At 46.2% G+C, this 13,553-nt stretch carries 8 protein-coding genes; 4 read left to right on the forward strand and 4 right to left on the reverse strand.

From position 1 onward, the window contains the following. Positions 1-254: 254 nt before the first annotated feature. Positions 255-3,536 carry a VPS10 domain-containing protein gene (locus tag BET10_RS02250; protein WP_070983199.1) on the reverse strand — a complete coding sequence of 1,094 codons (3,282 nt, stop codon included), beginning with the start codon at positions 3,534-3,536 and terminating at the stop codon, positions 255-257. 87 nt (positions 3,537-3,623) lie between these two features. Between BET10_RS02250 and BET10_RS02255 the strand changes: the two genes are divergently transcribed. After that, the gene (locus tag BET10_RS02255) at positions 3,624-5,618 is read left to right on the forward strand and encodes a TonB-dependent receptor plug domain-containing protein (protein WP_170829093.1); all 1,995 of its coding nucleotides are present in this window, start codon (positions 3,624-3,626) and stop codon (positions 5,616-5,618) included. An 83-nt stretch (positions 5,619-5,701) separates the two neighbouring features. Beyond that, entirely contained in the window at positions 5,702-6,235 is a 534-nt protein-coding gene (locus BET10_RS02260; RefSeq protein ID WP_096348917.1) for a PepSY domain-containing protein, read from the forward strand. 87 nt (positions 6,236-6,322) lie between these two features. Here the strand turns inward: BET10_RS02260 and BET10_RS22020 are convergent, their stop codons facing one another. From BET10_RS22020 to BET10_RS02270, 3 genes are all read right to left on the reverse strand, one after another. Beyond that, positions 6,323-6,976, reverse strand: coding sequence for a hypothetical protein (locus tag BET10_RS22020; protein WP_338053283.1), 654 nt, complete (start codon positions 6,974-6,976; stop codon positions 6,323-6,325). Continuing rightward, positions 6,973-7,683, reverse strand: coding sequence for a hypothetical protein (locus BET10_RS22025; protein WP_338053284.1), 711 nt, complete (start codon positions 7,681-7,683; stop codon positions 6,973-6,975). Before BET10_RS22025 ends, BET10_RS22020 begins: the two co-directional genes overlap by 4 nt. Positions 7,684-7,922: 239 nt before the next feature. Continuing rightward, positions 7,923-10,466 (reverse strand): Ig-like domain-containing protein, encoded by a 2,544-nt coding sequence (locus tag BET10_RS02270; protein ID WP_083330401.1) that lies wholly within the window; start codon positions 10,464-10,466, stop codon positions 7,923-7,925. A 321-nt stretch (positions 10,467-10,787) separates the two neighbouring features. Here BET10_RS02270 and BET10_RS02275 point away from each other — a divergent pair, with 321 nt between their 5' ends. After that, positions 10,788-12,173 carry a DEAD/DEAH box helicase gene (locus BET10_RS02275; RefSeq protein WP_070983201.1) on the forward strand — a complete coding sequence of 462 codons (1,386 nt, stop codon included), beginning with the start codon at positions 10,788-10,790 and terminating at the stop codon, positions 12,171-12,173. 108 nt (positions 12,174-12,281) lie between these two features. Next, positions 12,282-13,478 carry a cation:proton antiporter gene (locus BET10_RS02280; protein WP_070983202.1) on the forward strand — a complete coding sequence of 399 codons (1,197 nt, stop codon included), beginning with the start codon at positions 12,282-12,284 and terminating at the stop codon, positions 13,476-13,478. Positions 13,479-13,553: the final 75 nt, after the last annotated feature.

The raw sequence follows: 13,553 nt of genomic DNA on the forward strand, positions 1-13,553 counted from the left end.
TTGTGTTGCCATGCGTTTTTATCGTCTTGATTTCTTTGGCGGATAAGCTTGAACAACAGCATGATATTAAGGCGGATATTCCTATTTTGGGAGATACGATAGAGTTCTGATGGTTTACTTATGTTGTGTTGCCATGCGTTTTTATCGTCTTGATTTCTTTTGCGTTGGGTATGCAGGTAGATAATTTGCGACTTGTCTGGTAGAAAAACGGCACCTAAGTAGGTGCCGTTTGGGTTAATCTAGATAGCTAGTCTTTATGGCATCATAAGTGGTGAACCAGCAGTCCATGGGCTGCCAGCCTCATTCATTGCTTTTTGCAGCGCAGGAATTGTTACCTGTTGCAATGTGCTAATGCGCTTACTCACCCCATCAAGTCCTTCCAGAGCGTAGCTAAACTGCTCACGGTGTTGCTGTGTTGGGCCATAAGATGAGCTTGCTCCCGACATCGCATAGTTTAAGCGGCTGTCGATGTTGGCAGGTTTAGTGCCCATTCTATTGCGTGAAGCTAGACCGTATAGCTCGACATTGATCGCATGAAGTTCATTTTGAATATCAGCATAGCGCTTTTCGAGCGCTGTAATGTTGCCCGGTGTGCGATCAAGTGCCGTACGAACTGCTTTCATGTTTTCTTTCATGGTGCTCAGTATGCTACTGGCAGCAGTTGAGCGTCTTTGAGCTGCAACAATTTGTTGGCCAAACTCTAGTACATCTGCAAATGAAGCGCCCGGCAATGAGCCATTAAAAATAGGCTGTAGCTCAAACTCAACAGGTGTTGCTAATTGCGTCACTTGAGCGCCTACGCGCTGATAGAGTGTGGCGGTGTATTTACCTGGGGCTGCCATCAAGCCATCACCTAGAGGGTGCCAAGGTGAGCGCTCCTCGCCCGTGATTGCGCTCGTATCGGCATAAGTCATATTCCAAGTAATACGGTGTAAACCTTTCTTGGTTTTTCCTGCAACTCGGTTAACAAACGCCCCAGAAGCATCCGTTATCTCAATATAAACGGCTGGCGCAGGCTCTTGATTTTCAGCTTCAATGGCGTCCCAGCTTGGATATTTCGGATATTCTTTATCTTCTACCAGCTTCTTCTCTTGCTCTTGGCGCTGTTCTTTGGCCGTGAGCAAACTCTCTTTAAGGAAATAGGTCAAAGTCGCGCCGTGAGCTGGGTTTGGTGCGGCAAAACGATCGTCACCATCCGTTTCGCTGTGGTTGTCGTCTAAACGGAACCATTTGACTGGGCGGCTAGGGGCAATCAGCAGCGCGTCCTTTTCCATAGCTTCTTCGTTTAGCTCACGAAGTGGCGCATAGTCATCTAGGATGTAGATACCACGGCCAAATGTGCCTGCCACTAAGTCGTTTTCACGACGCTGTATTTTCACGTCACGGGTTGAGATAGTGGGCATGCCACCGTCTAGTTCAAGCCACTTTTTACCGCCATCCACGGTGAAGAAAATACCAAATTCAGTACCGATAAACAGCAAGTCTTTGTTGACGTGGTCTTGTACGATACGCCAAACGAGGTGCTTGTCTGGCAGGTCTTGGCTCAGCGAGGTCCACTTTTTGCCTAAGTTGGTCGATTTTATGAGGTAAGGTTTGAAATCCCCGTATTTATGGTTATCGAGCGCGACATAAACCGTATTTGGGTCGAATAAATCGGCTCTAATATCATTAACGTATGCTGTTTCAGGCACACCTTTAACCTTTTTAAGGTCGATTTTTCGCCAGTTTTTACCGCCATCAGTGGTGACTTGAATGAGACCATCATCGGTGCCAACCCAAAGGATGTTCTCATCAACTGGGCTTTCTGAGAAGTTTGCGATGGTGTGATACTCACTCATTGCATACAAGTCCCAACCCGCTTCTACCGACCAAGTGCGTCCCATCATCGGCATATGCATACGGTTACCGTTTTTAGTCAAATCACCTGAAATCGGTGTCCAGCTATCGCCACGGTCATCAGAGCGCCACACACGTTGAGAGGCATGATAAATACGTTTTGGATCATGACTTGAAACGTTGATAGGGGCATCCCAGTTGTAGCGTTCAGCAGGCTCACCAGGGCGAGGTTGAGGTTTAATATAAACGTTCTCACGTGTTTTTAAATCATGGCGCATTAGATTGCCTTGCTGCCATTGTGAGTACATTATGTTGGGGTTACCTGGCTCAACGGCGGGCTGATGGCCATCGCCACCAAGGGTTAAAAACCAATCTTTGTTTTTGATACCTTCGGAGCGGATGGTGCGAGAAGGGCCGCCTTGTGTTGAGTTATCTTGTGCACCAGCATAAACTCGGTAGAAAGGTTTACCATCATCCGGCGCCACTTTATAAAATTGAGTCAGTGGCAAGTTGGCCATAAAACGCCAGTTTTTCATGCGGTCATGAGACATGTAAATACCACCGTCAGACCCTATCAGGACAAAATCTTTATCGGTCGGGTGGAAGGCAAAGGCATGGTCGTCCACATGCTTACGTTTTGTGTTGATAGGTGTCCAAGTTTTACCACCATCATTAGAGACTTTACTGTAGTTACTGGCAATGTAGACACGGTCCAGCTGATGCTGATCAGCGAAAATTTCTTGATAGTAGTGAGGGCCGGTGCCGCCACCTACCTCGTCTGACAGTCTACTCCAGCTCGCGCCACGGTTTTCTGAGCGATAAAACCCACCTTTACGGTTATCTGTTTCAATGGTGGCGTAAATAATATCTGGGTTGATTGGCGAAATTGCCATACCTATTTTACCCATGTTACCTGTAGGCAGGCCTGTTTTAAGCTCAGTCCATGTTTGGCCACCATCTTCTGAGGTATGGATACCTGAACCTGGGCCCGTGCCCACATAAGCTGCCACTGTACGTTGGCGAGACCAAGTTGCGGCATAGAGCCTGTCCGGGTTGCGTGGGTCAACCAGTAGTGAGGTTACCCCGGTCCACTCATCTGCAGGCTTGAGTACTTGCTTCCAAGTTTCACCACCGTCTGTTGTTTTGTACAATCCACGTTCGCCGCCACTGGTCCACAGTGGCCCCTGCACGGCAGCCCATACAATGTTTGAGTTGCTAGGGTGAACGATGATATCGGAGATGCGTTCGGACTCTTTTAGGCCCATGTTCTGCCAAGTTTTACCACCGTCTACCGACTTATAAATACCGTCGCCAAAACTAATATGACGACCACCGTTATTTTCACCCGTTCCTACCCAAATAATGTTGGAGTTGTTAGGGTCTATGGTGACATCACCGGTTGAGTAAACCGCTTGTTTATCGAAAACCGGTGTCCAAGTAGTTCCGGCATTGACAGTTTTCCAAATACCACCTGAGCCCACGGCGACAAACCAAGTCGAGGGGTTGTTTTGATCCACTTCAATGTCAGCAATACGACCTGACATATAGGCGGGACCAATATTTCTCAGTGCCATCGCTTCAAAGGTTGTACTGCTAAATAGTGCCTTATTATCGGCGTCACCGGCCTTGTCTTTTGCGAGTATTGGTACAGAGGAAACCACAAAAGAAGCGGCGATTGCTGCTTTGAGTAGATTTTTCATTTTATGCCTCAAGTAGGATTATTATTCTTCATGTTCGCTATCGACGTTAGTGTCAACATCAAGTTAATGCAAAAGAAAAGGGATGAAATGCAGGTTTCGCACGTTCGTCTTGAAGTTGTTACATTCATTACTTTTTTGTGTAAGCTGGCCGCAATTGTTAAACGCGCTATGGAGCGGATGAACGCCCTCAAAGCCCAATGTATCGTTGTTATGGATCTTAGATTTTTACTCATCAGCTTGCCCTGTTTACCCCTTTTTGCTAGTGCGAAAATGGTCGAAGAGCGTATCGAAGTGATAGAGCAGATCCCGCCATATCAGCGCTCATTGTCAAAAGTTTTACCACAGCAAAAGGTGCTTGATGAAACCCGTTTCAGTGCGGACGGTTTAGCTACACTTTTACAGCAGTCGCCGCTGGTGAGCCTCAATGGGCAAGGGGGCTTGTTTCAGACCATCAATATTCGTGGATTTGCCCGTTGGCGTATCCAGATGTTAGTTGAGGGAGTTCCGATATATACGGAGCGACGTGCAGGTACATCTGTCGAGTTTGTGCCACCTAGCTTTGTCGAGCAGGCGCATATTACTCAGGGGGCGGCGTCTACCCAGTTGGGTTCTGGTGCGATAGGAGGTGGCATTGATTTGTCACTGGCTTTTGCAAACCAGCCAGCGATTGAATATCGCCAAGGTTACCTTGCAGATTATCGGGAAGTTCAAGTAGAAGGCCTGGCAGACAATCATAATATGAGTTGGATGCTGAACCATCGCCATGCAAACAATAGTCGTGACGGAGATGGCGGCACAATTTTGGATGGATTTGAACAACACAATATGCTTATTCGCCATCGCGCAGATTCAGGCCATGTGCGTGAAAGCTTATTGTTATATTCATCGGCAAATAACATCGCAAAAGCCAGTGCAGATGAAGTGACCAAGCGTTCGACTATTTATCCAAGCAATGATCACATACTGGCAAAGCTGCAGCTTGATTGGTTGAATATGAGTGTGTACTTGCATGACAGCAAACTACAAACCGTTGTGAAGCGGCCAACCAAGCGGGTGAATATGGTGGCAAACGACTCACTTGACATGGGGGTACAGCTCAATGAGGAGTTTCGTCATCACGACTATTTGTTCAATTGGCGTGCGGGGATAGATGCAAGAACTGGGGTTAAAGCCTCAGAACGAGAAACAGCACACGCCAGTGATCTCACGTTTGAGCAGTTGGTTTTGGATGCTCAGCAATTTGAGGCATACCTGGCCACAGAGTTTAGTAACGAGTTGCGTTATGGTAGCTTGGCTGGTGGCGTGAGAATGGCGCAGCAACGCCAGCGTGACACACGCTCCAAGCACACGAGTCAAGACACAAACTTGAGCGCATTTATAGGCTATATACATCAGCTCAATGACCATTGGCAGTGGGCGGGGTATCTGAGTCAAGCTTATCGAGTGCCGAGTTTAACAGAGCGATACTTTCATGGCTCTACCCCCAGAGGGACAGTAATGGGGGCGACTGATTTGGCAACCGAAAAGTCGTTCAATACCGAGACTAGTCTAAGCTTTCAAGGAGATGCGCTAGAGATGTCTATTGGCGTGTTTCAACAAAACATTGACGACTATATTGAACGTTTGAGAATTGCAGAAGATCTGTTGGCTTATCGTAATGTGAGTAGCGCAATCGTCCATGGCGTTAATTATCAAGGGCAGTATGAGTTTGATCACATCGACTTGCATTGGACACTGAGCTTCTCAGGACAATGGTTAGATGGCGAAAACCAGCAAGGTATGCGCATCGCTGATATATCACCCGCTCAACATCGCATTGCTATTTCTGCCTATGGTAAGTACGGTCAGGGCTTTATTGCTTTGACACATAGACAGTCGAGTGAAGAATCGGCTGAGGGGGAGTTACCCCGCGATGCAGTATCAATTTTGGATGCGGGATATGACTATCAAGTACATGATAATCTCACGCTTGCGCTGCATGTGACAAACCTGACGAACCGCTTATATGTCACCTCTCGCGATGATCTTGCTCCGTTTGCAAAAGGTCGAGACATACATTTGACGATGAGAATGACTTTCTAGTGGGTGAGTCTATGCTCAAGTCAACTGGTGTGTGATGCGTGCCCAAATATTGTATTAGCCCATTTTTGAAGTTGGAGTGAGTTGTGTTGAGTAAATTGAGGCAGTTTAGCCGCCATGTACATTTGTGGTTGGCCCTAATGATCTTAGTCCCTTGCGTTATCGTCATTGGTAGCGGCCTCCTATTACAAGTTAAAAAACAGTTTGAATGGGTGCAACCGGCAACGCAAAAAGGTCAAACGGGTAGCCCAAGCATTCATTTTGAGCAGATTTTACACGTTGCAAAGTCAATCCCTGAATTAGAAGTGTCTAGTTGGCAACAGATTGACCGACTTGATGTAAGACCAAACAAGGGAGTAATTAAGCTCGTTGCGGCGAATAGTTGGGAGGCTCAGATAGATGCGCAATCGGGAGCGGTTTTACAGATTGCTTATCGGCGCTCAGATACCATTGAAGCTATCCACGACGGTAGTTGGTTTGCCGAATGGGCAAAGCTTTGGCTGTTTCTACCCGCAGCGATTTTGTTATTTTTTATGTGGTGTAGTGGTAGTGTTTTGCTATATACCACACTAAAAAGTAAGTTCAAGAAGCGTCAACTAAGACGCACTAGAGAGCAGTAAATAGCACCATACACTTATGCGCCTACCCCACCAACCAGGTGGAATAGGCTGGCATCAGCTTGATTGGTTATTTTATGGTTGGTGTCTCTAGTGATGCTTTTGTGTAGTTTCAGCAATGCCTAACCATGTAATTGCGCTAGGCGCAAAGCTCAGTTCGATATCTGAGGTGATGGTCATGCTTTGTAGGTCAATCTGAACTACATGTTGTGCAATCGGGTCGCAAACATACACGTAGAGGCCATTTTGCGCGACCGTCATGCTGAACTTCATGCCGTCAGGCATCGCTGTAACATCTTGCTCTGAAATATCTAACTGAGAGTGTAATTCCCAGTGTATATGGCTGTCATGTTCATGGGGGCTAAGAACATTTAAGACGCCTTGTTCATCAAGTACCAGAAAATGTTCGCCTTGGTGTGAAAAGCTGTAAGCAACAGGATTGGCCGTAGGTTGCCATTCCAGTGTTTCCATTTCGTTATTATGCGGGTTAACACTGACTAAAATGGCAGGACCGCCACCGTGACTCGAAGCAATACCAATGAAGGCCTCACTTGCTTCATGTCCATATAAAGCGCCAATGCGTAGCTCACCCAGTTCATCAATATTTGCTATTTTATCAGCCTCATACTGATCACCATGCTGGTGGGCTATCAACACGCCATCACTACAACCAAAAGCCACAAAGTCATGGTTTTGCGCTGCGCCGTGTAAGTTCGGGCAGGTAACTTCTAGTAGTTGTTTCAACTCGTACGTACCTTCGTGACGGTGGTATACGCCGACCTGATCGGGCAGAATTTTATTTGCTGACGTGCTTGTGAATCGTCGCGACGCACTGATGCAAGTAAGTGTTCACCTCGTGGTTCAGCCACGCCATGCATGTTAATATCGTAATTTATCGTTGCTAATTCAGCGCTCTCATTGGTGATATCAATGTCAGTGGCAACCTGTACTGATGCGGGCGTGCCTTGTTCGGCATTACCGTCATAAAAGATGGCCATTTGTCCATCGTGTTTTACAAGGTGAGTTGGCGCACTGCCTGTTAATTCATAAGCACTCATCAGCGGCGTTTGTGCATAATCGTGTTGATGCGCTACATGATCTTCACGCCACAGACCCCCGTCAATAAAACCTACGTAATTTTGATTGCGGCTATTAATGACCGCATAGCGATAGCTTGGGGAAGCTGTGAGTGTATTTGAGCTATGCGTCAGTGCAAAACTTTCCAGTAAATTACCATTGTCTAAATCAAAGATACTCAGATCTGCGCTTTGGCTTGAGAGGATAGCTAATCGGCCCATTGACTCTATGGCATAATCACTATCGTTGTTACTCTCACTGGGTACTTCAACAGACTCCTTTTTAACTATTGTGGTTTTTACATCGCCACAGCCTGACAATATTACCGTTACCACCGCCGCACCCAGTAGGTTCACTTGGAAAAGTTTGTGCATTTAATATCTCTTGAAATGTTATATCATATCAATTTGTAAGATGTTATACTGTATCAATTAAAACTTCAATGAATTGTTTTTTATAGAAAGTTACGGCAACGGTGTATGTCAATAGGCGAAGATTTAGTTGGTTGATTGCTCGTTGTGTAGCTAGGTGAATTTAAATGCGGCTTATTAAAAAGGCATATTAAACTCAGGAATATGAGTTTAATATGCGCGTGTATGATTTTATGAGCAGCTTAGTGTTCTTGATTTAGCTGATCTAGTTTGTCGCCAATGGGTTTCGAGAAATTATAGCCATCGTATTTATCCCAGTTGATGGACCACGTCATCACCCCTCCAAAATTAGGGTACAACTTGCTCGGAACAATACTCGAACAGCTCACACCCTTGATTAAACAGTCTAATGCCGCGGTGATATTACCTATCGGCGCTTGACCGGAATTGGCTGATTGAGGGCCAGAGGGCAAACCAATTGCAACCTGATCATCGCGAAGTGGCATAAACTGAGTGCCATCGGCCAATTCAAAGCCCTCAATGAGCATCTTGGCATGTGCAACCATCATATTGATTGAGCCCTCAGGCGCGCTGCCAGGCTCGTAAGGGTTGGGCAAACCACCATTGTTGTATAGCTGTACATGCAATAGATCTAGCGTATCGCGCAGTTCATTGATAAGGGGAATATAAGCGCCCCAAATACCCGTGTAGGCAATCATGCCGCCATGCACATAGGGATGCTCAGGTGCCATGGTCAGTACCATATCGCCACCAACATTTTGCTCAATTTGCTTTAAAGCTCTGGGTAAACGGGCCTGAATTTGCGAGCCATGTACTAGGTTTGAACCACTTTCCAAGTCGATGTCTAAGCCATCAAAACCCCATTCGTTGATGATGTCGGTGAGACTGGCAACAAAGTTTGCTTCATCACTGTCGGTATTGAGTGTAATGGTCCCCTCTGCGCCACCCAAACTTAACACAAACACTTTACCTTGCGCTTGCAGATTACGCATATCTTGTTTGAATTGCACAGGGTCAATTGGTGGGCAATTTGAATGAATGTCTTTTTCAAACAAGTTGAAATGAACAGTACCATTTGAATTTCGATCATTATCGGCAAAGGCAATATCTATGATATCCCATGCATCCGACATTTGGTTTAGCGGTATTGGGCAACCTGCTGGATTCACAAAGTTGTGCCAGTAGCCAATCAGCTTATGTGTTTTGCCAAGCGGTTTGTCTATGACCTTTACGCTGACACCATTACTGCTTGCTTCATTGCCTTGATTGTCTTTGGCAACTGCGACGATGGTTTTAGTGCCTAAGCTGGCAGGGGTGTAAGGGGCCGAGTAGGGCGCAGTGGTATCTGTTGCCACAACCACACCATCCACCGAGAAACTAACTTGAGTTACCTCGCCAACTAAAGCCGCGGCACTGGCTTTGAGTTGCACTGAGTTACCCAAAGTTATTTGTGTGCCAGCTGTGGGGGCCGTGATACTGACAACCAACGGCTTATCAGTCACATTGACCACTTGTTCACTTATGCCTTGGTGGCCTTCATTATCGGTCGCAATCGCTTTAAGTGATACCGCGCCCAATGGCTGAGCTTGCCAGTTCACGCTGTACGGGGCTTGGGTCAGGTTGGCTAGCAATGTATTGTTTGCATAAACATCAACCTGTGCGACTTGCCCATCTGCATCATTGGCAGTCACGTTGATTTCATATTGATTGCCCTGTAAGAGCGTACTGTTTGGTGCTGGCGTTACAAAACTAACGTCAGGCTTGATGGCACAGATACCTTGATCAGTCCACGCTTCCTGCCAGTGCTGCCCCACGCCGGGTTCGTATGCCCACAATGCTGTTGAGCTGCACCACGGGCCGACATCACAGTGGTATTTGTGGTTGTTATGAGAAACAACATCACCCGCAGCATAGGGTCCACCTGCTTGATAAGCTGGGATGTTTGCACAGCCGCCCGAGCTTGGGTCGGTTACCGCTACAGTTACTTGGGCGCTTGCTGTTGCAGCTAAATCATCAGTGGCAACGACTTTAATTTGCTGCTCACCAACGCTTGCTACCCAGTTATACTCGTAAGGTGCGTTGCTATCAGTTGCCAGTAAGGTGTTATTTAACCAAAAGCTAACGTCCTTGATTTGTCCATCTTTATCCTGTGCATCCGCACTGATCTTGATGGTTTCACCGGTTTTATATTGGCTGTTGTGGGCAGGGCTCAATAACTCGATGGTAGGTGGCAGGTTGGGCATACCATCTCGCACAAGCAGTGTGGCGATGTTACTCTTTTTGGTGGTACCCTGATCGTCCGTTGCCGTTGCACTTATTTGATACTCCCCCAAAACGCTCTGCCAGTTGACTTGATATGGTTCATCACGGTCTATGCCAATGGACTGGTCGTTAACAAAGAACTCGACTTGTACCACTTGTCCATCGTTGTCGCTTGCCTGTGCGCTGAAAACAGCGCTGTCATTTACTGGCAAAACAGTACCATCAGCAGGGCTGGTAAGGGTAATGTTTGGTGTTTGATTGCCGCCACATTGACCCAGTGATTTCCAAACCGAGTAGGGGGCAGAATTGTTGACGGGCGACTCACCAGTGGTCCACCACTGTGCTTCAAAAGCACTATTTTGCTGTGTGACCAGATCGCCCTTTACATAGATTTCACTCGTATTCCAAGCTGATAGACCTGTACAGTCATAAGCGAATGCATGCATTGGTAAGGCGGATAGCCCTAGCAATGCTGACAGCACTTTTCTTTTGTTTAGGTTCATGATGTTTCCTTTACAGTTGTATTATTTTTGCTCAACGCAAAGCTCAGCATAAAGCTTAGGTACATGTTAATCAATTGTGATTTGGTTATAAGGAGTGAGGTTTTGAGCATAATGCCTTGATATTCTCAGTACAATGCTGAGTAACTTGCTGCTATCTGTTATACTGAGTGTCTTGCCTATAAGGTGATGGTCGTCATCAGCTTTATGCATACACAGTTGGCTGAGTAAACATGCGCATACACGTCTTGTTACTCGGGCTTATGCCACTGTTGTGATCCTATCCTAATTGTTGAAGATAAGCCCCAACACATGAGAGTTTAAATGACATTTTCTGACTTGGGTTTATCTCCCGAAATTGTTCACTGTATTACCGAAAAAGGCTATAGCACACCCACGCCCATTCAGGCTCAAGGTATCCCAGCTGTATTATCTGGAAAAGACGTTATGGCTGCGGCGCAAACGGGGACGGGCAAAACTGCCGCTTTTACCCTCCCGATAATTGAACAGCTATTACATCAGCCGCGCCCTCATGCCAATCAGGCTTTGTCGCTGGTATTGGCGCCCACTCGTGAGCTTGCGCTACAAATTGCTGAGAACGTTGAAGCATATAGTCAGGGCACACGATTACGCAGTGCTGTTGTGTATGGTGGCGTTAAAATAAACCCGCAGATGATGCAATTACGCAAAGGGGTGGATATTTTAATCGCCACGCCTGGGCGTTTGTTGGATTTATATAGCCAAAATGCTGTTAAATTTAATCAACTGCGTACTTTGGTGCTGGACGAAGCGGACCGTATGCTGGATATGGGGTTTATCCACGACATCAAAAAAATTATTAAGTTGCTACCAAAGGAGCGCCAAAACTTACTGTTTTCAGCGACTTTTTCTGAGCCGATTCAAGCATTGGCAAAAGGGTTGATCATCGATCCGGTAGAGATTTCAGTTACACCCAAAAATGCCGCCTCAAAGACGGTGACGCAGTTTGCTTATGGCATCGATAAAGCGCAAAAAACTAAACTACTTAGCCATTTGATCCGCAGCAAAAAGTGGCAGCAAGTACTGGTTTTTTGTCGTACTAAACATGGTGCAAATCGTTTGGTGACTCAGTTAGAGCGAGACAAAATAAGCGGTGCAGCAATTCATGGTAATAAATCACAGGCCGCGCGTGTCAAGGCACTTAATGGCTTCAAAACGGGTGAGATCTCGGTGCTTGTGGCAACAGATATAGTGGCGCGTGGATTAGACATCGCTGAGCTTCCGTATGTTGTGAACTATGACTTACCAAATATTTACGAAGATTATGTACACCGTATTGGCCGTACAGGGAGAGCGGGCAGTGATGGCCTCGCGGTGTCGTTTGTGACATTAGATGATGCACCAGATCTATATGGAATCGAGCGTTTTATTGGTGCGTTGATCCCACGTGCACAAGAGCCTGGTTTTGAACCGACGCACCCAGTACCAGAAAAGGCACTGGATACACGCCCGGTTAAGGCTAAAAAGCCCAAAAAGCCTAAGAAACCAAAGCCTCATCAAGACCACCAAGCGGTGGATGCTAACAAGCGTCAACAAAATCCAGCTGCGAAAAAGGGTAAACCAGCGGGCTCTGGAAATGCCAAGGCACAACGGGTTCGCTCAGCAATTGACAACCCAACCAATGCAAAGCCTAAGCGCCGTCGCTTTAAGCCTAAACCAAACAAGGTATAAACGCATATTGAGTTATTTGTCAGATTGACGCATGCTTAAGTGATTGACCAAACCGTCATTTGATGACGGTTTTTTTATATCCACTTTGGCAAGGTGTAAGGGAATCACATGGAAGATTATGCACTGGCTTGTATTGGCGTGGCGATTTTTATTTATTCAATCAGTGTACGTCAGCTAAATCGAGCTGAGCTAACGGGGCCGATTTGGTTTGTATCTTTAGGGTGTGTTCTTGGTTGGTGGTTTACCGATGCTTGGCATTTCCAGATTCAAGACAGTGCTTTGGTGCTGCCTATCATAGAAATCACCTTGGCTATTGTGCTGTTCAGCGATGCGGCAAAAACACGGCTAAGGGTACTTTTTCATTCCTACCAACTTCCCGTGTTAATGCTGTTAGTGGCGCTGCCACTGACCATGGCATTTGGCACTTTACTGGCACATTGGTTACTGGGGCTATCATGGCTACATGCGGCTTTGCTTGCCGTGATCATCAGTCCAACCGATGCAGCTTTATGTAAAGGGTTTATTACCAAAAAGAATGTGCCGGCCAAGTTAAGAGAAGCCATCAATATTGAAAGTGGCTTAAATGATGGTTTATGTATTCCTGTTTTTGTATTTTTGTTAGCGGTAATGGTGGGGCAGACGCAAGCAAGCTGGTTTGAGCTACTGGGCTTGTTCGCTAAAGAGGTGGGGATTGCGCTGTTGCTTTCTGGTGTGCTGACGTGGTTGGCGATTACCGCCATTGTCGCTGCTCATAAAAGGCATTTGTTTGCGCTTAACTCTAGCCCATTTGTATTTGTTGGTATTGCGATGGCTATATTTTCATGTACTCAATTACTTCATGGCAGTGGTTTTATTGCAGTGTTCGTCAGTGGCCTGTTATTTGATAGGTTCTATCAACATAGTTTTAAGGAGCAACTCATTGAAGACAGTGAACATATTGCTGACTTTGCCACGTTGTTGATATGGGTTTTGTTTGGCGTGATTGTTAGCCAAACCGTGCTATTAAATGAGCAGCCATCCGCGTGGTTGTATGCTTTGTTGGCGGTCAGCGTAACTCGTATCGTTCCTGTACTTATAAGTTTATTACCAACGAAAATAGATATTCAAGCGAAGTTGACGCTGGCGTGGTTTGGGCCAAAAGGACTGGCGTCAGTGGTCCTGACACTGATGCTACTACAAGCAAATATTGAGGGTACTGAGCTTATTGCACAGGTTGCGGCCTACACTATTTTGCTCAGTGTGTTTTTACATGGGCTCAGCACGCGACCTATTGCATTGCGTTTTCTTCAAAAGAAAAGTGATTAGGGATAAACGGTGCTTTATTTTGTTTTGCTAAATGAAGTGCGTAGCCAAGTGAAAATAACTCACTGAAATATATTA

Source organism: Pseudoalteromonas amylolytica, assembly GCF_001854605.1.
GTDB lineage: Bacteria > Pseudomonadota > Gammaproteobacteria > Enterobacterales > Alteromonadaceae > Pseudoalteromonas > Pseudoalteromonas amylolytica.